This window comes from Streptomyces sp. NPDC007157 (assembly GCF_040634235.1).
Taxonomy (GTDB): Bacteria; Actinomycetota; Actinomycetes; order Streptomycetales; family Streptomycetaceae; genus Streptomyces.
On record NZ_JBEYFE010000021.1, the window covers coordinates 132,302 to 151,256 of the forward strand.

At 71.0% G+C, this 18,955-nt stretch carries 20 protein-coding genes and 2 tRNA genes; 17 read left to right on the plus strand and 5 right to left on the minus strand.

The window, feature by feature from the left end:
• Window positions 1-61: 61 nt before the first annotated feature.
• The gene (locus ABZ642_RS32340) at window positions 62-580 is read right to left on the minus strand and encodes a DsbA family protein (RefSeq protein WP_360490292.1); all 519 of its coding nucleotides are present in this window, start codon (window positions 578-580) and stop codon (window positions 62-64) included.
• A gap of 237 nt (window positions 581-817) precedes the next feature.
• On the opposite strand from ABZ642_RS32340, the gene ABZ642_RS32345 reads away from it, so the two are divergent.
• Together ABZ642_RS32345 and ABZ642_RS32350 are read left to right on the plus strand one after the other, a co-directional pair.
• Window positions 818-1,264, plus strand: a complete 447-nt coding sequence (locus ABZ642_RS32345) for a hypothetical protein (protein ID WP_360490294.1) — start codon at window positions 818-820, stop codon at window positions 1,262-1,264.
• 263 nt (window positions 1,265-1,527) lie between these two features.
• Window positions 1,528-1,680 carry a hypothetical protein gene (locus ABZ642_RS32350; protein ID WP_352219917.1) on the plus strand — a complete coding sequence of 51 codons (153 nt, stop codon included), beginning with the start codon at window positions 1,528-1,530 and terminating at the stop codon, window positions 1,678-1,680.
• 133 nt (window positions 1,681-1,813) lie between these two features.
• Here ABZ642_RS32350 and ABZ642_RS32355 read toward each other — a convergent pair whose 3' ends face one another.
• Window positions 1,814-2,374, minus strand: a complete 561-nt coding sequence (locus ABZ642_RS32355) for a CGNR zinc finger domain-containing protein (protein ID WP_360490296.1) — start codon at window positions 2,372-2,374, stop codon at window positions 1,814-1,816.
• A 271-nt stretch (window positions 2,375-2,645) separates the two neighbouring features.
• On the minus strand, window positions 2,646-3,059 hold the full coding sequence (locus ABZ642_RS32360; protein ID WP_004002642.1) for an SsgA family sporulation/cell division regulator: 414 nt from the start codon (window positions 3,057-3,059) through the stop codon (window positions 2,646-2,648).
• 191 nt (window positions 3,060-3,250) lie between these two features.
• On the opposite strand from ABZ642_RS32360, the gene ABZ642_RS32365 reads away from it, so the two are divergent.
• The 10 genes from ABZ642_RS32365 to ABZ642_RS32410 all read left to right on the plus strand — a co-directional run bounded on the left by ABZ642_RS32365 (window position 3,251) and on the right by ABZ642_RS32410 (window position 12,511).
• A complete protein-coding gene (locus tag ABZ642_RS32365) occupies window positions 3,251-3,715 on the plus strand; it encodes a TIGR02611 family protein (protein ID WP_360490298.1) in 465 nt (154 codons plus the stop codon).
• 76 nt (window positions 3,716-3,791) lie between these two features.
• A tRNA-Val gene (locus ABZ642_RS32370) sits at window positions 3,792-3,863 on the plus strand.
• 875 nt (window positions 3,864-4,738) lie between these two features.
• Window positions 4,739-6,025: an extracellular solute-binding protein gene (locus ABZ642_RS32375; protein WP_360490300.1), complete on the plus strand. Its 1,287-nt coding sequence runs from the start codon at window positions 4,739-4,741 to the stop codon at window positions 6,023-6,025.
• Between the two features lie 11 nt (window positions 6,026-6,036).
• Complete coding sequence (locus ABZ642_RS32380; protein ID WP_360490302.1) at window positions 6,037-6,999, plus strand: sugar ABC transporter permease; 963 nt, start codon at window positions 6,037-6,039, stop codon at window positions 6,997-6,999.
• Entirely contained in the window at window positions 6,996-7,853 is an 858-nt protein-coding gene (locus ABZ642_RS32385; protein ID WP_360490304.1) for a carbohydrate ABC transporter permease, read from the plus strand. The genes ABZ642_RS32380 and ABZ642_RS32385 overlap by 4 nt, the downstream gene beginning before the upstream one ends.
• A gap of 4 nt (window positions 7,854-7,857) precedes the next feature.
• Window positions 7,858-8,445, plus strand: coding sequence for a hypothetical protein (locus ABZ642_RS32390; protein ID WP_360490306.1), 588 nt, complete (start codon window positions 7,858-7,860; stop codon window positions 8,443-8,445).
• A 95-nt stretch (window positions 8,446-8,540) separates the two neighbouring features.
• Complete coding sequence (locus ABZ642_RS32395) at window positions 8,541-11,279, plus strand: Tat pathway signal sequence domain protein (RefSeq protein WP_360490308.1); 2,739 nt, start codon at window positions 8,541-8,543, stop codon at window positions 11,277-11,279.
• A 121-nt stretch (window positions 11,280-11,400) separates the two neighbouring features.
• A complete protein-coding gene (locus ABZ642_RS32400; RefSeq protein WP_360490310.1) occupies window positions 11,401-11,847 on the plus strand; it encodes an SRPBCC family protein in 447 nt (148 codons plus the stop codon).
• Window positions 11,848-11,886: 39 nt separating this feature from the next.
• Window positions 11,887-11,961, plus strand: a tRNA-Val gene (locus ABZ642_RS32405).
• A gap of 145 nt (window positions 11,962-12,106) precedes the next feature.
• The gene (locus tag ABZ642_RS32410; RefSeq protein ID WP_360490312.1) at window positions 12,107-12,511 is read left to right on the plus strand and encodes a nuclear transport factor 2 family protein; all 405 of its coding nucleotides are present in this window, start codon (window positions 12,107-12,109) and stop codon (window positions 12,509-12,511) included.
• 20 nt (window positions 12,512-12,531) lie between these two features.
• On the opposite strand, the gene ABZ642_RS32415 is transcribed toward ABZ642_RS32410, so the two are convergent.
• Complete coding sequence (locus ABZ642_RS32415) at window positions 12,532-13,569, minus strand: GlxA family transcriptional regulator (RefSeq protein WP_360490314.1); 1,038 nt, start codon at window positions 13,567-13,569, stop codon at window positions 12,532-12,534.
• A gap of 373 nt (window positions 13,570-13,942) precedes the next feature.
• On the opposite strand from ABZ642_RS32415, the gene ABZ642_RS32420 reads away from it, so the two are divergent.
• The 3 genes from ABZ642_RS32420 (at window position 13,943) to ABZ642_RS32430 (ending at window position 16,081) form a co-directional block, all read left to right on the plus strand.
• A complete protein-coding gene (locus tag ABZ642_RS32420; RefSeq protein ID WP_360490316.1) occupies window positions 13,943-14,983 on the plus strand; it encodes a TDT family transporter in 1,041 nt (346 codons plus the stop codon).
• A gap of 163 nt (window positions 14,984-15,146) precedes the next feature.
• Window positions 15,147-15,527, plus strand: a complete 381-nt coding sequence (locus ABZ642_RS32425; RefSeq protein ID WP_360490318.1) for a MarR family winged helix-turn-helix transcriptional regulator — start codon at window positions 15,147-15,149, stop codon at window positions 15,525-15,527.
• A gap of 137 nt (window positions 15,528-15,664) precedes the next feature.
• Window positions 15,665-16,081 carry an ester cyclase gene (locus tag ABZ642_RS32430; protein WP_360490320.1) on the plus strand — a complete coding sequence of 139 codons (417 nt, stop codon included), beginning with the start codon at window positions 15,665-15,667 and terminating at the stop codon, window positions 16,079-16,081.
• Between the two features lie 99 nt (window positions 16,082-16,180).
• Here the strand turns inward: ABZ642_RS32430 and ABZ642_RS32435 are convergent, their stop codons facing one another.
• Complete coding sequence (locus ABZ642_RS32435) at window positions 16,181-16,906, minus strand: 3'-5' exonuclease (RefSeq protein ID WP_360490322.1); 726 nt, start codon at window positions 16,904-16,906, stop codon at window positions 16,181-16,183.
• 169 nt (window positions 16,907-17,075) lie between these two features.
• On the opposite strand from ABZ642_RS32435, the gene ABZ642_RS32440 reads away from it, so the two are divergent.
• Window positions 17,076-17,642: a DUF4365 domain-containing protein gene (locus ABZ642_RS32440; RefSeq protein WP_089103211.1), complete on the plus strand. Its 567-nt coding sequence runs from the start codon at window positions 17,076-17,078 to the stop codon at window positions 17,640-17,642.
• Window positions 17,639-18,865: a hypothetical protein gene (locus ABZ642_RS32445; protein ID WP_360490324.1), complete on the plus strand. Its 1,227-nt coding sequence runs from the start codon at window positions 17,639-17,641 to the stop codon at window positions 18,863-18,865. Before ABZ642_RS32440 ends, ABZ642_RS32445 begins: the two co-directional genes overlap by 4 nt.
• The last annotated feature ends 90 nt before the right edge of the window (window positions 18,866-18,955 follow it).

Consider the following 18,955-nt stretch of genomic DNA (forward strand, 5'->3'; position numbering starts at 1 on the left):
CGGCTGTGGGCTTCGCCCGTGGGGTCGTCCGCGGGGTGTGTCCGCGGGGTGCGCCTGCGGGTCAATCCCGGTCGGCCAGCAGCCGGTCCGCGATCTCCGTCACCCGCTCGCGCAGGCCCTCCTGGCTCTTGCCGCCGTCGAGGCGTTCGCCGCCGATCACGTAGGTCGGGGTGCCGGTCACGCCGATGGCCTGCCCCTCGGCCTGGTCGGCGTCGACGATCAGGATGTGCCGGCCGTCGACCAGGGCGGTGTCGAACTCCTCGGCGTCCAGGCCCAGTTCACGGGCCACCTCGACCAGGAACGGCTCGCCGCCGCGGTCCAGCTCCTCGACCCGGCCGAGGACCGCCTCGACGTACTCCCAGCCCTTCCCCTGCTCCAGAGCCTCCTCGGCGGCCTGTGCGGCGGCGAAGGCGTGCTTGTGCTTCTCCAGCGGGAAGTGCCGCAGCCGCAGTTCCAGCCGGTCGCCGTACCGGGCACGCAGGGCGCGGAGGTCGTCCAGGGCGCCGCGGCAGTCGGGACACTGGAGTTCGCACCAGACGTCGAGGACCGGGGCGTCGGCGCGCGCGGGGGAGTCGTTCATGGCGACCAGTCTTCCAGGCCGGACTCCGTCGACCCAATCGTGACGGTGGGCGGCGGTCGGTGGCCGGCTGTCATCACCGCTCGTACCTGGGGTGGAGACGACCCGGAGAGGACCCCGAGATGCCCCCGATTGTCGGGCCTGGGCATGGATCGCGCGGGCCGGGCGGTGCACGATGGAGGGGGCGCGACGCAGCGCGCGTGTGTCGCCCCGCCCGACCGAGCCCGCCAGGAGGACCGGATGATCGCCGAGACAGTCTGTTCCGCCGCGTCCGCGGCGGGCCTGGGCATCGCCGTGGTGACCGCCTACCGCAAGCGGTACCTGTCGGCGGCCCGTATCGCCGCCTACTCACTCGTGCCCGTCGGTCTGGTCATGACGGGAGTGGTCGGCTGGCTCGCCGACACGGCTTTCAGCCCCACCGCCTGGGCGGGCTTCGGCGTGCTCGGTGCGGCCTGGGCCCTGTTCGCCTCCACGCGTGCCGTGGAACGGCGGCGCGGCTCCACCCGCGCCGAGCGCAAGGCGGCCGCCCGGGGCGAGCGGCGGGACGCCGTCGCCCCCACCGCCTCGGCACCGTCCCTGGGTCCCGCCAACCGCTCGGCGGCCAAGCCCGCGGGGGCACCCCGCGGCACCGGCTCGGGTGAGGACTTCAGCGACATCGAGGCCATCCTCAAGAAGCACGGGATATGACGCTCCGCGGGAGCCCTACGCGGGCTTCCGCACGGCAGCCTGCGCCGCGTGGCGCGGGCCCGACGCTGTTCAGGCGGGTCGCGGGCGGATGCATATGACAATCGCATGAGGCATTGAAACGACACAGTGTGCCTACGGCGCGCCCGGAAGCGTTCACAGGGTGAGCGCAAGTGAACCGGACATCACGGAATTCAGCGAACTCCCGCCCATTTCGGGCGTGTTGATCGCGCGGCGGGTGCTCGCTGGGTCATCATCGCCGCGAGATGCTGGACACGAAACAGAGCGAGGCCGTGCCGCCGAAGGACGAGCCGCGCGGGTGCCTCTTCGCCCTTTCCCAGCCACCGCTGATGATCTTCCTTGCGGTGATCGGGTGTCTGCTCCTCATGGCTGCGCTGCACGACCTGCTGTGGCTGTGAGCCGTACCCGCCCGTCCCGGCGTCACCCGCCGGGGCAGGCGTCGGCATCGACGAACCCCGACGACGGACCGCACGGCCGGCCCGTGGTCTCGGCCCTTCCGGCCTTCGGCGTCCTCGGGCATCGCCCCGGGGATCAGCCCGCCGCCTCCTTGCGGCGTGCCCGGTAGGCGGCGACATGCAGTCGGTTTCCGCAGGTCCGGCTGTCGCAGTAGCGGCGCGAGCGGTTGCGGGAGAGGTCGACGAAGGCGCGCCGGCAGTCCGGGGCCTCGCAGCGCCGCAGCCGCTCCTGCTCCCCGGCGACGACGAAGAACGCGAGCGCCATCCCGCAGTCGGCGGCGAGGTGGTCGGCCACCGAGGCGCCCGGCGCGAAGTAGTGCACATGCCAGTCGTAGCCGTCGTGGTCCGTGAGCTGGGGGGTGGTGCCCGCGGCCGCGACCAGTTCGTTGATCATCCCTGCGGCGGTCCGGGCGTCCGGGGCGGCGAAGATGCCCGCGAACCGTCCGCGGACCCTGCGCACCGCCGACAGGTCGAACTCCGAGAGCACGCCCACACCGCTCATGTCGTGGTTTCGTACGAAAACCTGGAGCGCCGCGACATCGGGCAGTCCGTCCGGCGCCGTGTCGTCCTCCGGCGCGGTGTTCACCAGGTCCACCACGGCGTCTAGGGAACACCGGGTGTCGTGGGTGATCAGCACGTTTCGCTCCCTGGCCTGGGGGGTCGGGCGGGCGCCCGCCGATGGTGGCCGATCGTAGCGACATACGGCTCCACCGCACCGTGCTCTGTCCCACTCGTCGCTGCCCTGTAGAACGCGCACCGCCCGGCGGTGGTTCCCAGGGCACACGGACACACCGGCGCCGCCCCCGTGACCCATCACGGTGGCGGCGCCGGTGCTGCCGTATGCGGTTGTCTAGGCCCGAGCCGTCTCCCCGAGTGGACGGCGCCGGGCGGCTTGCAGGGGCGTTGCCCTAGCTCTCCGCCAGAATGTGCGAGAGCTCCTGATCGAGATCGAAGTGCCGGTGTTCCGTGCCGGGCGGCACGGCGGCGTCAGTGCGCTTCAGGAAGGACTCCAGAGCCCGCGCCGGGGCTTCGAGCAGGGCTTCGCCCTCCGGAGAGCTCAGGGCGATGCACACGACGCCCTGACCGTGACTCCGGGACGGCCAGACGCGGACGTCGCCGGTGCCGGTGGGGCGGTGCAGCCCCTCGGCGAGGAGGTCTCGGGCGAACACCCACTCGACGGTCTCCTCGGCTCCGGTGTGGAAGGTGGCGTGCACGGCGTAGGGGTCGGCCGTGTCGTACCGCAGGCCTGCGGGGACAGGCAGGGATGACTCGCTCGACACAACGAGGCGCAGGTGCAGCTCGCAGCTGACCGTGGTGTTCATAAGCGCCAGGGCCTTTCGCTCAGTGTGCGCTCGGGGATTCGCACGTCGGCGAAATCGACATGCCACCTACGGTGCCGTTGTAAACCCCTCTGAGTGTTTTGCGTGTGTTTACGTAACTCTTCCGGCCGAGAACCTCGGCGCGATCTACGACCATTCCGGTGACCGGAATCGCTCGGGTAGGGTTTGGTCGTATGAATACGGGGAGTAACGAACCGGGCGAGGTCGCCGTGGCCTCGGACGGGAGCGAGGTGGACGGGACGGAGACGGACGGGGCGCGCGACGAGCGGGGGCTCGGATCGCGGGCGCCCGAATTCGTCAAGGCGCGCCGGATGCTGCACCTGAGCTGGCAGGTCGGGGTCTTCGCGGTCGGCCTGGCGGTGGTGGTCGTGGGCGTCGTGCTGTTGCCGTTGCCGGGGCCCGGCTGGGTGATCATCTTCGGTGGCATGGCGATCTGGGCGACCGAGTTCGTCTGGGCCCAGCTGGTGCTCCGCTGGACGAAACGCAAGGTCACGGAGGCGGCCCAGAAGGCCCTCGATCCCAAGGTGCGCCGCCGCAACATCACGCTGACGGCGATCGGCCTGGTGATCGTGGCGGGCCTGGCCGGCATCTACCTCTCCAAGTTCGGCATAGTGATGCCCTGGAAGATCGAGGAGTGACCCGGCCGACGGCCGCGGGCCCCCGGCGACTGGTCGGGGGCACCCCCTGACATGGGGTAATGTTCTTCCTGCGTCCGGGCGATTAGCTCAGTGGGAGAGCGCTTCGTTCACACCGAAGAGGTCACTGGTTCGAACCCAGTATCGCCCACCCGGAACCGCGGCCCACCTGCGAGAGAGCAGGTGGGCCGCGGTCGTTTGAAGGCCCACGGAGGGGTGCTGCGGGACTCCCTCGGCCACAGCGGCCTCGCACAGCCCGCGTCACGCGTGGTGGGCGTCGGCGCGTCGGTGATACGGGTGAGGCGCGTGGGCGCCGGCTCCGCCGCGCTCCGAGCCGTGCGAGGGGTTCCTGGCCGTCCGGGGCGGCGCGTACGAACACGGTCGGTACACGGCCCATGCCGCATCGCTCGGTGGCCGACCGCACACGCCGGGTAGCGCGGAGGGCCGCCGGTGATCTGCGCGGCAAGCCCGCTGGGCGGGGTCGGAGGGGGTACGTCGGGAGCGCAGTGGTCGGAGGAATCGGCCGCGCCGCCGGCTCGGGGGCGTGAGAACCCCTCGTTCGTGAGAACCCTTCGTCTCATGACCGTGCCCCACCCGCGCCGCCGACCGGGCCGAGTCTCCGCCGGGAGAGGAACCCGCGGCGCCCGCCCCGAACCCTCGCCGCTCCCCCCTCCGCATCGGATCTTCGTCCCGGCCCCACCTTCCGGGCGCGTTCTTCGGCCACGCTCTCCGGCCACACCCTCCGGCCCCACCCTCCCCGGCCGCACGTCGAGGCTGACTCGTAATCCTCACCCCCGTCGGCCACTTCGCGTCCGGTCACCCGACCGTGCGCCCCTCACCTGCGGCGTCGCCCGGTCGGCGGCCCCCGTGCCCGCACCCCGGCGCGCCGCTCCACCGTCTGCGGCCACAAGAAATTCCTGTCCGAATCATTGACGCCTCACCGGCCCCTCCGTAACTTGTGCCAGCAAGCGCTTACTTGAAACGATTCATGCAGGCGTCGGCGACGCTGCGGGGAGGGGCCCGACTGTGGGAACGAGCAGGAACATGGAGAGGCGGACCGTCCTGAAGGCGGCCGGGGCCTCGGCGGCCGCGCTCGGGCTCGCCGCGACGACCGGCTGCGGAGGCGGAAGCGGTTCCGGGGACGGGACGGTGACGATCCGTTACTCGTGGTGGGGTGCCGAGGAGCGCGCCAAGAAGATCAATCAGACCATTAGGCTCTTCGAGAAGAAGTATCCGAAGATCAAGGTCAAGACGGACTTCCAGACATATCAATCGTTCTGGGAGAAGTTCCAGACCCAGGCCGCCGGTGGAAATCCCCCGGACGTTTTCCAAAATGCCGTCACCTTTCTTCGGAAGTACGACAAGCGCGGAATTCTCCTCGACCTCAAGTCTCAGGTTCAGGCAGGCAATCTGAGCCTGGATCACTTCCGGGCCGACGTCACGAAGGTCGGCGAGGTGGACGGCAAGCAGCTCGGAATCCCGGTCGGTTCCAACACCATGGCGCTCGTCATCGACAAGAAGGTGTTCGAGAAGGCCGGCGTCGACCCGCACGCGGGCTGGACCTGGGACGACTACTTCAAGGCCCTGAAGACCATCCACGACAGGACGAAGGTCGCGGGGGACACCGGCTACTTCGCCATCATGTACCTCTACGACCTCTACCTCCGCCAGAACGGCAAGGCGTTCTACACCGAGGACGGACTCGGCTTCGACAAGGCCGACCTGACGGAGTGGTGGGCCGACGGCTACGGCCGGGTCAAGGCCGGCATCGTCACGGACCCGAAGGTCGTCGCCCAGGACGTCCCCAAGTCGTCCCTCTCGGCCGGTCACGGCGCCTCGGAGTTCACCTGGGACAACTTCACCGTGCGCTACTCGTCGGAGGGTGACAGCACCTACGGTCTCGCGCCGATCCCGACCATGGACGGCAAGCACACCGGGCAGTACCTCGCCTCCCTGATGCTGAGCGCCTCCGCCCGTACCGCTCACCCCAAGGAGGTCGCGCAGTTCATCGACTTCATGGTCCACGACCCCGAGGTCGGCAAGATCATGGGATACGACCGGGGCATCCTCGCGAGCACCGAGCAGTACACGGCGTTCAAGCCGACCGACGCGGTGAACAAGGAGATCGCGCGGTACGAGGACGACACCGCCAAGGCGGGCGTCCTCGGCACGATCACCCCGCACCCCTCCGGTGCCGACACCATCGAGGCCGCCTTCCTGCGTATCGGCGGCGACCTCGGACAGGGCAAGACGAAGGTCGCGGACGCGGTGAAGCAGTTCTTCACCGAGTCCGAGGCCGCCTTCCAGGCCTGATGGGACATGCCGTGACGCTCGTCAAGGACTCCCTGTCCGCCGCGCGCGGGACGCGTTCGGCCGCCTCCGCCACCACGGGGCGGCGGCCGGGCCGCCGGCGCGAGAACCTCGCCGGCTACCTCTTCATGTCCCCGTGGATCGCCGGCTTCCTGCTGCTGACCGCGGGCCCGATGGTCGCCTCGCTCTACTTCGCGTTCACCGACTACAACCTCTTCAACACCCCGAAGTGGGTCGGGTTCGACAACTTCACCAAGATGTTCGACGACCCCCGCTGGCAGAAGTCGGTGGAGGTGACCGCGAAGTACGTGGTCGTCGGCACCCCGCTGAAGCTGCTGCTCGCCCTCGGCGTGGCCATGCTGCTCGCCCAGAGCCGGCGCGGCCAGGCCTTCTACCGGGCCGCCTTCTACGCCCCCTCGCTGATCGGCGCGAGCGTCTCGGTGGGCTTCGTGTGGCGGTCCCTGTTCTCCGACGGCGCGGTCGTGGACCGTGGCCAGTCCTTCTTCGGCTGGCACGTCGGCGGCTGGGTCGGCAACGCCGACTGGGTGCTGTACAGCCTGGTCGCACTGACCGTATGGCAGTTCGGCGCACCCATGGTCATCTTCCTGGCGGGCCTGAAGCAGGTACCGAAGGAGTTGTACGAGGCGGCCGAGATGGACGGCGCCGGGCCGCTGCGGAGGTTCTGGAACATCACCCTGCCGATGATTTCGCCGGTGCTGTTCTTCAACGTGCTTCTGGAGACCATCCACTCCTTCCAGATCTTCGGCTCGGCCTATGTCGTCTCCAACGGCACCTGCGGACCGGCCGACGCCACGCTCGTCTACACCTGCTACCTCTACGAGCAGGGCTTCAAGAACGCCCAGATGGGCTTCGCCGCCGCGATGGCCTGGATGCTGCTGCTCGCCGTCGCCCTGGTGACGGCCGTCCTCTTCTGGTCCCAGAAGAAATGGGTGCACTACGAGGAGGCCGCCCGATGAGTTCCCCCGCTCTCTCCCGCAGGCGCACCGGCTCGCTCGCCTGGCACCTCGGCGCCCTGCTGATCCTCGCCGTCATCCTCTATCCGGTGGTCTGGGTGATCGGTGCCTCGTTCAAGCCCGGCAAGGACATCATCAACAGCCTCCAGTTGCTGCCGTCCCACCCGATCCTGTCCAACTTCAAGGGCCTCGCCGACGGCATCGCGGACATCTCCATCTGGACCTTCTTCCAGAACTCGCTCTGCTACGCGCTCGGCGCCGTCGTCGGCGTACTCGTCTCCTGCTCGCTCACCGCCTACGCCTTCGCCCGGATCCGCTTCGCCGGCCGCAACCTGCTCTTCTCCCTGATGATCGGCACCCTGCTGCTGCCGTACCACGTACTGCTGATCCCGCAGTACGTGATGTTCCAGAAGCTGGGCTGGATCAACACCTACACCCCCCTGCTGATCGGCAAGTACCTCGCGACCGAGGCCTTCTTCGTCTTCCTGATGGTGCAGTTCATGCGGAACCTGCCCCGGGAACTGGACGAGGCGGCCCGGCTCGACGGCTGCGGGCACTTCCGCATCTACTGGTCGATCGTGCTGCCGCTGTGCCGGCCCGCCCTGATCACCAGCGCGATCTTCACCTTCATCAACGCCTGGAACGACTTCATGGGCCCGCTGATCTACCTCAACGAGCCCGGCAAGTACACGGTCTCGCTGGGCCTGATGATGTTCCGCGACTCCGACGGCGTGGCCGCCAACTACGGCGGGATGATCGCCATGTCCCTGGTCGCGCTGGTGCCCGTGCTGCTGTTCTTCCTCGCCTTCCAGCGCTATCTGATCGACGGAATGGCGACCTCCGGACTGAAGGGCTGAGGCCGTGGCCGACGACGTACGGGCGAAGTCCACCGCCTTCTCCGACCGCTTCGGCGTCTTCGCCGAGTGCCTCCTCACCGGCGTCTGGATCGCCGTCGCCTCCCTGGGTGTCGTCACCTACCCGGCCGCCTTCGCCGCCGGCGCCCGGCACCTGCGCCGCCGCACCGGGCAGGTGGGCGGCGGGTGGCGGGAGTTCGTGAGCGACTTCCGGGCCGCCCTGCCCGGCGGCCGGCTGGTCGGGCTCGCCGGGTGGGGTGCGGTCGCCGTGGCCTGGGTGGACGTCCGGGCCGTACGGGCCGGGCTGCCGGGCGGGCCGCTCGTCGGAGCCGTCGGCCTGTTCGCGGTGATCGGCCTCGCCGTCGCGGGGCTGCGCGCGGCGGCCGTCTGGGCGCCCGGCGACCGCTGGCGCACCCTGCTCGCGGCGGCCGGCCGCCGTACCGTCCTCGACCCCGGCGGATCCTTCCTGCTGGTCGGGGGAGCGGTCCTGGTGGCCTGTTCCGCCCTGCTCATCGCGCCGCTGGCGGTGCCCGTGCTGGGCGCCGTCGCGGCGGCGGCCGTCGCCGTGGAGGAGCGCCACCGGCGCCGCCGCTGACCGGCCTCGCACCAGGGGCGGCGCCCGTCCGGCGCCGCACCCCTGTCTGTCATGCCCCTGATCATCCTGCACTCGCACGGAAAGGAAGGCGGACGATGTCTCCCATCCCCCGCAGGTCCCTCCTCAAGGCGGCCGCCGTCGCCGGTGCCGCCGCCCGGTTCAGCTGGGCGCTGGGCGCCAAGGACGCGCAGGCCGCGCCCGGAGCCGAGGCCGCCGACGCGGACCCGGTGACCCTGGACTGGCTGGAGGACGGCGGTCTCGGCGCCGCGCCCGGCTCGACCGTCGGTGTGCCCTGGCCGATGGGCGCGTTCCGGGCGGGCCAGACCTTCGCGCTGACGGACGAGGGTGGCGAGGACGTGCCCGTCCAGTCCTGGCCGATCGCCTACTGGCCGGACGGCTCCCTCAAGTGGACCGCCCACGCGGTGAGTTCGGGCAGCGGCACGCTCACGCTCGCGGCGGGCGACGCGGTGGCGCCCGACAAGAAGGTCACCGTCTCCACGGGCGGCGGGACCGTCGACGTGTCCACCGGCGTGATCTCCGTGAAGATCGGCAAGAACGGCTCGACGCTCGTCAAGTCGGTCACCCGAGGCTCGACGGAGATCGCCAGGAACGGGCGTCTCGTCCTCGTCCGCCAGCCCGAGATCGAGGACGAGGACCAGGGCACGGTCAAGACCGAGCGCTTCGACGGCGCCATCGACGCGGTGACCGTCGAACAGGAGGGGCCGGTCCGCGCGGTCGTCCGCATCGAGGGCAAACACCGCAAGGGAAACCGGAGTTGGCTGCCGTTCTCGATCCGTCTCTACTTCTACGCGGGCGCCGACTCCTTCCGGATGGTCCACACGATCACGTACGACGGCACCCAGGAGCCGGGCAGGGCGAGCGGTGACTTCATCCGCGGGCTCGGCGTCCGCTTCAGCGTGCCGATGCGCGACGAGGCGTACGACCGGCACATCCGCGTCGGCGGTGAGGGAACGGGCCTGCTGCGAGAGGCCGTCCAGGGCGTCACCGGGCTGCGCCGCGACCCGGGCGCGGCCGTACAGGCGGCCCAGTACGCGGGGCAGCGGCTGCCCGACCCGTCCACCTGGGACCAGCGGGTCACCACCCGCCTCCAGTACATCCCGCACTGGGGCGACTACACCCTCGCCCAGCTCTCCGCCGACGGCTTCACCCTGCGCAAGCGCACGAAGAAGGGGCACGGCTGGATCGCGGCCGGCGGCGGCAAGCGGGCCTCCGGCTTCGGGTACGTCGGTGGCGCGAGCGGCGGATTCTCCTTCGGGCTGCGGGACTTCTGGGAGAAGTTCCCCGCCCAGCTCGACATCCGCGACGCCCACACCGACGAGGCCGAGGTCACCCTCTGGCTCTGGTCGCCCGAAGCCCAGCCGATGGACCTGCGCTTCTACCACGACGGCATGGGCCAGGACACCTACGCCGAACAGCTCGAGGGCCTTGAGATCACCTACGAGGACTACGAGCCCGCTTTCGGCACCCCCTACGGCATCGCCCGCACCTCCGAACTCCTCTTCTGGGCCAACGAGTCGACGCCCGCGCCGGAGACCCTCGCCCGGCAGGTCGAGGCCGTACGGACGCTGCCCCAGCTCACCGCCCCGCCCCGACAGCTCATCAAGGCAAAGGTGTTCGGCCCCGGCCTCTACTCCGAGCCCGACCGCTCCACCGCCGCCAAGGCCAAGATCGAGGACCATCTCGACTTCCTCTTCACCTACTACAAGGACCAGGTGGAGCAACGCCGTTGGTACGGCTTCTGGGACTACGGCGACTTCATGCACACTTACGACACCGTGCGCCACCAGTGGCGGTACGACATCGGCGGCTACGCCTGGGACAACTCCGAGCTCTCGCCCGACCTCTGGCTCTGGTACGCGTACCTCAGGAGCGGCCGCCCGGACATCTTCCGGTTCGCGGAGGCGCTCACCCGGCACACCGGCGAGGTCGACGTCTACCACCTCGGCCAGTGGGCCGGCCTCGGTACCCGGCACGGCGTCCAGCACTTCGCGGACAGCGCCAAGCAGCAGCGCATCTCCAACACCACCTACCGGCGCTTCTACTACTTCCTCACCGCCGACGAACGCGTCGGCGACCTCATGGCCGCCAACGTCGACTCCGACGAGACCTTCCTCGTCCTCGACCCGCTCCGCAAGATCCGCACCGACCCCTACACCCCCGACCGGCACGCCCTCTCCGTCGGCTTCGGCACCGACTGGAGCGGTCTGGTGTCGGCCTGGCTCACCGAGTGGGAACGCAAGGGCCCCAAGTGGGAGAAGGCCAAGGCGCGGGTGCTGTCGACCATGGAGGGCATCGCCGCCCAGCCCAACGGCTTCGTGCAGGGCAGCGGCCTCTACGACCTGGACACCGGGAAGTTCGCCACCGCCGCCGCCCCGGTCGTCTCCGTCTCCCACCTCTCGGCGGTCTTCGGCCTCAACGAACTCTGCGCCGAACTCATCCACCTGGTCGACATGCCGAAGTTCAACGAGGTGTACTTCGACTACTGCCGTTACTTCAACGCCACCAAGGCCGAACAGGCGGCACGCTACGGCTCCAACTTCGGGACCCTGCTGCTCTTCCAGGGCCACTCGAGGCTCGACGCCTACGCCGCCGTACAGACCGGTGACGAGACGCTCGCCAGGCGTGCGTGGACGAAGTTCTACAGCTCCGACGGCTATACGGAGTCCTCGCCGTGGAAGACCGAGCCGCTCTCCGGGCCGGTCACGCTCGTCGCGGGGAGCGAGGCGAGCTGGGTGTCCTCCAACGACACCGCGCTGTACGGGCTCGCGGCCATCGAGAACCTGGCCCTGCTGGGCGACAAGATGCCGTCGTAGCAGGTGAGGGGGGGAGCGCCGTCGCACGGGCGGCGGCGCTCGCACCCATGAGTGTGGTCCAGGTCACTCCGTGCGGCATGAGTATGCGTACTCAGATCGCCTCCCTGGGCAGACTCCGCCCATGGACTGGACCCACTACCGCTTCCGCAGTCTGTGGCCGCTGCCCTTCGGGGGCGCGGCCGTCTTCCAGGCCCTCGAACGGGTCGAGGACTACCCGCGCTGGTGGCCGCAGGTCCGTACGGTCACCCGGCTGAACGACACCACCGGCGTCATCACCATCCGCTCGGTCCTGCCCTACGACATGACGTTCACCGCGCGCGAGACCCGGCGCGACCCGGCCGCCGGCGTGCTGGAGATCGCGATGAGCGGCGACATCGAGGGCTGGGCCCGCTGGACGGTCACCGCCGACGGCACCGGCACCCTGGCCCGCTACGACCAGGTCGTCGACGTCAGCAAGCCGCTGCTGCGCCGACTGGCCGTCCCCGGGCGGCCGTTCTTCCGCGCCAACCACCGGCTGATGATGTGGTCGGGACGGCGGGGACTGCGCAGGCACCTGCAAGCGGTTTGAACGAAGCCCGCCGGTCCCTGTATCGTTCACTGCGTTCCCGGGCGATTAGCTCAGTGGGAGAGCGCTTCGTTCACACCGAAGAGGTCACTGGTTCGAACCCAGTATCGCCCACCACCGGGAAGGCCGGTCCGCCTGTGCGGACCGGCCTTTTTGCGTGTGGTCCGGCCGAATGGTGGACCCGCGGGCCCGCGCCCGCCTGCCCTTCGGCCGGCCGCGGTCGGGGGTGCCTAGGCTGTCACCGCTGCGGAAAGGTGGTGCCATGGACGCTGATTCCCGGATCAGGACCGCGATCGAGGAGCATTGGCGGGCCTCGGAACGCGGGGACATCGAAGCCGAGCACGCCGTCTACGCCACGGACGCGATCCTGGACTACCCGCAGTCGGGTGAGCGCTTCCGGGGGCGCGAGACGATCGCCGCGCAACGCGGCGGGCACCCCGCCGACCGGCACTTCACCATCCAGCGCATCACCGGCCACGCGCGGGTATGGGTGAGCGAGTGCGTCATCACCTACGACGGTGTGCCCTCGTACTCGGTGAGCATCATGGAATTCGCCGACCAGCACGTGGTGCACGAGACGCAGTACTTCGCCGGCCCGTTCGGCTCACCGGCCCGGCGGGCCGCGCTCGCCGAGCCGATGCCGGGACGGACCATCACCAGCGCCTGACGGTCGGCCTCGCGGGGCGGTCAGCCGGGCGGCCCACCGTCGCCCGCGGTGCCTGCGGTGTCCGTGGCGTCGTCCGTGGCGTCCGTGGTGCGGAAGCGTGCCCGGTAGGTCCCCGGCGTGATCCCGAGGTTGCGGGTGAAGGCCCGGCGCAGCGACTCCGGTGAGCCGAAGCCGGTGCGCCGGGCCACCGTGGCCATGGGGTCGTCGCCGCCTTCCAGCATCGCCTGGGCGGCTTCCATGCGGATCCGCTCGACATAGCGGGCCGGGGTCGTGGTCATCTCGTCGTGGAACAGGCGCGTCATGTGACGGGGACTCACGCCCGCCCGGCGCGCCATGGCCGCGAGGGCGTGATCGGCGGACGGGTCCTCGGCGACCGCGTCCAGGACCCGGCGCAGCATCTCCTGCCGCACGTGCGGGGTCCGGGTGCGGACACTGAACTGCGACTGGCCTCCCGGTCGCTGCATGAACACGACCATGTCCTTGGCCACGGCGCGGGCGACGTCGGCGCCGAAGTGCTCCTCGACCAGGGCGAGCGACAGATCGATGCCCGAGCTGACACCCGCCGACGTCATGATGTGGCCGTCGCGCACGAACAGGGGGTCGGCCGCCACGGTCACCCGCGGGTACCGCAGGGCGAGCTGGTCGGCGAAGCGCCAGTGCGTGGTCGCGGTGCGGTCGTCGAGCAGTCCGGCCGCGGCGAGCAGGAAGGCACCGGTGCAGATGGACGCCGTACGGCGGCTACGCGCGTCGAGCGCCCGCACGGTGTCCAGCAGGGCGTCGTCCTTGACGAGGGAGGGCCACTCGGGGCCGCCGGGGACGACGAGCACGTCGCTGACGTCCTGCGCCTGCGCGGCGGGCAGATCGACGCCCAGGCCGGTGCCGGACGCGGTGACCACGTCGGCGCCGTCCGGGGACACCGTGCGTACGCGGTAGCGGCCGCCGAAGTCGTTGGCCGACGAGAACACCTCGATCGGGCCGGTGACGTCGAGCAGGCGAACGCCTGGGAAGAGCAGCACGGTCACCAGCAGGGGTTTCCCGCCTGACGCTCTGTCCTTCATCGTGCGCCTCCTGGCCGGACGGACTCGCTCCACAGTAGGCCCGGTGGGTTTGACCACCCAATTCACCCGGCGGCCGGTGCCCCGATGTCCTGGAGTGAGGGCGTCGTGGCACGTGCTGCCGTGTGCCGGGATCCGTGCCGCGCCCTACCGTCGGAAATCGCCAACGGGCCGACGGTCTCGGCCGCGACCCGTGAGCTGTCGGGCGTGGGCCGGCCGGTCGGCCGGTCACCGTCGCCGGTCCTGGGCGCTGACGCATCCGACACGAGAAGAGAAGGCGCTCCACGCCGTGGCACCCCACTCCAGTCCCAGCCCAGCCATCCCGTCCCAGGGCGGCCCGGTTCCGAGAGCTTCCGGACGGACCCGTGCCCGCCCGGTGGGAGCGAGCGGCACGGGGCGAGGGCGGCTCGGTCCCAGTTGGTTCGCAGCCGTCATGGGCACCGGGATCGTGGCCGCCGCGGCCGCCGGCCTGCCGCGGACCTTTCCCGGGCTCGGTTGGGCCGCCACGGTGGTCTGGGCGGCGGCCGCGCTGCTGCTGATCGTGCTGGGCGCCGGGTATCTCGGGCAGCGGATGCTGCGCGTGCACGCCGGTGATCCGGTGCTGGCGCAGTTCTTCGGGGCGCCACCGATGGCGCTGCTCACCGTCGGGGCCGGGACGCTGCTGCTCGGCCGGCGGCTGATCGGGGAGCGGGCGGCGCTGGACGTGGACTGGGTGCTGTGGTCCGTCGGTACGGTGCTCGGTCTCGCCACCGCCTGTACGGTGCCGTACCTGATGGTCACCCGGCACCGTTTCACGCCGGACGCGGCGTTCGGCGGCTGGCTGCTTCCGGTGGTGCCGCCGATGGTCTCCGCCGCCACGGGCGCGCTGCTCGTCCCGCGGGCGCCGGCCGGGCAGCCGCGGCTGGCCCTGCTGCTGGGCTGCTACGCGATGCTCGGGCTCGGGCTGGTGGCGGTCCTGCTGGTGCTGGCCATGGTGTACAGCCGTCTGGTGCATCACGACCCGCCCAGCGGTGCGACGGTGCCCACGGTGTGGATCGGCGTGGGGGCGCTGGACCAGGCGGTGACGGCGCTGGGTGCGCTGGCCACGGCGGCGCCGAGTGCGCTGCCCGCCCCGTACGCGCGCGGGAGCGCGGTCGCGGCGCTCCTGGGCGGGATCGGGATATGGGGCTTCGCCACGCTGTGGCTGGTGCTCGCCACGGCGCTGACGGTGCGGGAGGTCCGGCGGGGGCTGCCTTTCGCGCCCACCTGGTGGTCCTTCATCTTCCCGCTCGGCGCCTGCGTCACCGGTACCAGCGCCCTCGCCGTCCGGACCGGCTCTGAGCCCTTCGTGTGGAGCGCCGTCGTCCTGTACGCGCTGCTCGTCGTCGCCTGGGCGGTGGTGGCCTGGCACTCCGTGCGACACGCCGTCCGCCGGTGACACCGCCCCGACGCCGTGCCGCGTGCGTCCACCGGAGGCCGCTCCCAGCCCGCGGGCGTCGACTCGCCGTACGGGACGGCGTCGGAGGGGGTGCCGCCACACGCCCGGAGCCGGCAGGAGCGGCCGCGGGTTCGCGGCCGGTGGAACCGTCTTCGGGAGCGACATGAGCGACAGTGATCCGTCGGACACCACCGGGCGGCGGCCTCCGTCGATCCTGCTGACCCTGGGGCACCTGCACGGCGAGCTGCGGGCGCGGCACGGGCTGTCGCTCCACGGCTACCTCGTTCTCGGCGCCGTCGCGGAGGCCGGGGGCGAGCCCGTGCCCGTGGCCCGGCTGACGGCGTTCCTCCGGGAATCGGGCAGCCGGATGACCTCTCTCCTCAAGGGCCTGCAGGCGGCCGGACTCATCGAACGCGATCGACGTGCCGGAGACCGCAGGACCGTCGAGGTCACCCTGACCGACGCCGGACACACCAGGTTCGCCGACGCCGAGAGGACCGCTCAGGCGCTGCTGCGCGGCCGTCTCGGCCCCGGGCTGCCGTGAGCCGGACCGGCGTCGCCGGAGGCCTGCCGGGTGGACATGCCGCCGGCGAGCGGCGGAGGTACGGTCGGGGGACGGCATGGGTGCGGACCTCTCAGCCGACGAACAGGCCGGCGCCCGAGACACGCCCGGGAGGGCCCATGGCTCAGCAAGCGAACATCGCCGCGCAGACCGCCTTCGGAGAGGCCGTCGTCTCCGGCAACCTCGACGCCCTCGACGAGATCGTCGCCTCCCAGTCGGTCGACCATGATCCCGCCCCGGGACAGGGGCCGGGGCCCGAGGGGTACAAGGGCATGTTCGGCGAGTTGCGGGAGGCGTTCCCCGACTTGAACGTCCAGGTGGAGCATCTGCTGGCCACCGACGACGAGTTGGCCTTCGCCTACGTCATCTCCGGGACGCATCTGGGGCCGCTCATGGGGCGACCGGCGACCGGCAAGAAGGTCAGCTACCGAGGCATGCAGATCAGCCGCTTCGACAGTGACGGCAAGCTCGTCGAACGCTGGGGCAGCAGCGACGAACTCGGCATGCTGCGGCAACTCGGCCTCGCCGCGGTATGAAGCCGCGAAGCAAGGCCGTGAAGTGAGGCCGTGAAGCGGTGAAGTGAAGCCGTGAGGCCGTGATGTGGCGGGGCGCCGGGTGGGCCGGCGCCCCGCCCGTCACGCTGCCGTCGGCAGTTCCGGCCGTAGCGGCCAGTACGTGTTCACCGTCTCCGGTGTGCCGCTGCGCGCGAACCACGCCTGGAGCCCGCGTGCCTGCGCCGCGTGCCACGTCGTCTGCAGCGTGTGCAGCTCGGCGGGGCTCAGGCGCTCCAGCCGGGCCGCGAACCGGCGGCCCAGCGCTCGTATCAGATCCAGCGAGGCCAGTGCGTCGGCGGCCGCGTCGTGCGCGCCCTCCAGCGTGACCTCGTAGTGCGCGCAGAGGTCGGTCAGGGTGCGACGACCCTTGCGGTAGCGGTCCAGATGTTTGTCCAGGACCCGCGGATCGAGGACGAGCAGGGGGCTCGCCTCGAACCAGCGGTCCAGTGCGGACGCCCGGTGCCGCCGCAACTCGCGGTCCAGGAGCGTCAGATCGAACGGCGCGTTCATCACCACCAGCGGGCGGTGCATCGCCGCGTGCTCGGCCAGTTCCTCGGCTATCTCGTACATCACCGGCGCCGGCCAACGGCCGTTGCGCTGCAGGTGTTCGTCCGTCAGCCCGTGCACCGCCGTCGCCGCTTCCGGCACCGGCATGCCCGGGTTCACCAGCCAGCGGGTCACCCGGGGTCGGGTGCCCGGGGCGTCCTGGACGACGACCGCGGCGGACACGATGCGGTCGGTCTCCACGTCCACGCCCGTGGTCTCCGTGTCGAAGGCCGCTAGGGGCCCTTCGTACCAGCACGTCATGCCAATACAACTCCTCGTTCACCCACGGCAGCTGACGTTCCGTCTTCTGCCCGTTTGGTGATACCCGGGCCGTTTGCGGCGTACGCCGGAAGGACACAACAGGAGTGCGGGTCTTTGCAGTTCAGCGGCCCGCCATGGGGAAACTCTTTGGCTGGGAAGGCTGTTGGTCATGGCGATAGCGCAGCCCGAGCGGGGCGGGCTGCTGCCCGAACGCACGGGCCCCCATCGCGGCACACTCGCCACCACCGCCTGCATGGAGACTCTGCAGGTGGGTTATCTGCACGCCGTCGCCGCGGCGGCCGGCTGCTCGCTGTCGCAGCCGTTCCCGGACAACGGCATCGACTGGCACGTCAGCCACGGCTCGCCCGGGCACACCGTCGACGACGAGGTGACCATCAAGGTGCAGCTCAAGTGCACGTACCAGATCGCACCCAACCCGCCGGGACGTTTCTTCTCCTTCACGCTGGACAACGACCACCTGCGCAAGCTCGCCCGCACACCGGTGTCGGTGCACAAGATCCTCGTGGTGATGCTGGTTCCGCGCTCCCAGGACGACTGGCTGCGCGCCAGCCACGACCGGCTCGATCTGCGCCACTGCTGCTACTGGGTCAACCTGGCAGGGCACCCGATCACCGGCCGGAACCGGACCACCGTGCGGATTCCCACCTCGCGCATCTTCGACGACCGGGCGCTCTGCGAGATCATGACGCGGGTCGGGACGGGAGGACGACCATGAGGCACCGTCCGCACGAGGAGCAGCTGAGGGAAGTCCGGCCGCATCCGGTGGACCCCCACTGGAACCGTCCTCCCGAGCCCACCGAGGTCGACCCCGCGGTGCTCGGCGCCCTGCTGCGCCGGCACGGCTGGCAGCGGCGCGGGGGAGCCCCGGGGCGTTACGGCCGCTGGACCCCACCCGGGCCGGGCAACACCGGCACCAGCCTGCTCGTACCAGAGAGCCGCGCCTTCCCGGACAGTGACGATCTGCTCGGGGAGGCGCTCACGGCTCTCATGCGCAGCGGCACGCCCGCCGCGCGTGAGGTCCTGGTCGGGCTGGTGGTGCCCAGCGACGAGATCCGCTGGTGGCGGGATGTGCCGAGCGGGCCCGCGGACGCCACGCCCTGGACGGTCGAGGAGCAACTGCGCACCGCGGCCCGGGGGACCCTGCTGGCCGGCGCGCTCGCCACACGCGCGCGTGCCGGTTACTACGGCGCCCGGCACAAGCGTGCGGCCGCCGCCCTGCTGGAGTCCGTCCTCGTCGGCTCGGCGGAGGGCGGCCGCGGCCTGACCGCCTTCGTGCCCGTCGGCACCGGGCGGCCCCTCGCCGTCCGCCTCCACCAGGCCCTGTACGCCGCCCGCGAGGCCATCGACTACCAGCGGGCCACCGGCGGCATGGACGCCTTCGACGGAGCCGTCGAGGCGGGTGTGAGCCGTGAACTGACCGATGCCCTGGTCACGCTCGTGCGCGGCACCGAGGGCGCCCGGATCTCCATCGAGTGGGCCCCGGGTGCCGGAGTCCCCGACGACTGCGCGGCCACCGTCGAGCCCGTCGAGTTCTCGCCGGGCGACCTGCCCGTGCTGCGCGAGGCCGGCGCCCGCTTCCTGCGTGACGAACCCTCCGTACCGGTCCGGATCACCGGCACCGTGGTCCGGATGCGCCGCTCGGAGCCGCGCGGCGAGGGCGCGGTACGGCTGCGGGTCATCGCCGGCGCCGAGGTGCCGTACGTCCGGGTCACCCTCGACGAGGAGGACTACCGGATCGCCGGGCAGGCCCATCTGGTCGGGCTCCCGGTGCGGGTGCACGGGCGGCTGGAGAGCCGGGGCGGGTTCCGGCGGCTGTCCGGCGCCTCCGGGGTCGTACCGGTACAGGTGGACGAGGCCGAGCGGGACCGTCTGGTGAAGTCGCTGCAGGAGAACCTCGACTTCTTCGAGGAGGCGTGCAGCGGCGACGAGCGCGACTGACCGCGGACTGTGGGTGACCGTTTAGCGGTCGGTGGGGCCGGGTCGGTACGATCCGGTATTGCGCGCGCTCCTGGTATGGCGCCGCATCCA

Excerpts from the sequence above, each read along its gene's own strand:
- ABZ642_RS32340 (WP_360490292.1), bottom strand. The coding sequence starts at position 580 with ATGAACGACTCCCCCGCGCGCGCCGACGCCCCGGTCCTCGACGTCTGG.
- ABZ642_RS32345 (WP_360490294.1), top strand. The coding sequence starts at position 818 with ATGATCGCCGAGACAGTCTGTTCCGCCGCGTCCGCGGCGGGCCTGGGC.
- ABZ642_RS32350 (WP_352219917.1), top strand. The coding sequence starts at position 1,528 with ATGCTGGACACGAAACAGAGCGAGGCCGTGCCGCCGAAGGACGAGCCG.
- ABZ642_RS32360 (WP_004002642.1), bottom strand. The coding sequence starts at position 3,059 with ATGAACACCACGGTCAGCTGCGAGCTGCACCTGCGCCTCGTTGTGTCG.
- ABZ642_RS32365 (WP_360490298.1), top strand. The coding sequence starts at position 3,251 with ATGAATACGGGGAGTAACGAACCGGGCGAGGTCGCCGTGGCCTCGGAC.
- ABZ642_RS32385 (WP_360490304.1), top strand. The coding sequence starts at position 6,996 with ATGAGTTCCCCCGCTCTCTCCCGCAGGCGCACCGGCTCGCTCGCCTGG.
- ABZ642_RS32395 (WP_360490308.1), top strand. The coding sequence starts at position 8,541 with ATGTCTCCCATCCCCCGCAGGTCCCTCCTCAAGGCGGCCGCCGTCGCC.
- ABZ642_RS32400 (WP_360490310.1), top strand. The coding sequence starts at position 11,401 with ATGGACTGGACCCACTACCGCTTCCGCAGTCTGTGGCCGCTGCCCTTC.
- ABZ642_RS32410 (WP_360490312.1), top strand. The coding sequence starts at position 12,107 with ATGGACGCTGATTCCCGGATCAGGACCGCGATCGAGGAGCATTGGCGG.
- ABZ642_RS32415 (WP_360490314.1), bottom strand. The coding sequence starts at position 13,569 with ATGAAGGACAGAGCGTCAGGCGGGAAACCCCTGCTGGTGACCGTGCTG.
- ABZ642_RS32425 (WP_360490318.1), top strand. The coding sequence starts at position 15,147 with ATGAGCGACAGTGATCCGTCGGACACCACCGGGCGGCGGCCTCCGTCG.
- ABZ642_RS32430 (WP_360490320.1), top strand. The coding sequence starts at position 15,665 with ATGGCTCAGCAAGCGAACATCGCCGCGCAGACCGCCTTCGGAGAGGCC.
- ABZ642_RS32435 (WP_360490322.1), bottom strand. The coding sequence starts at position 16,906 with ATGACGTGCTGGTACGAAGGGCCCCTAGCGGCCTTCGACACGGAGACC.
- ABZ642_RS32440 (WP_089103211.1), top strand. The coding sequence starts at position 17,076 with ATGGCGATAGCGCAGCCCGAGCGGGGCGGGCTGCTGCCCGAACGCACG.
- ABZ642_RS32445 (WP_360490324.1), top strand. The coding sequence starts at position 17,639 with ATGAGGCACCGTCCGCACGAGGAGCAGCTGAGGGAAGTCCGGCCGCAT.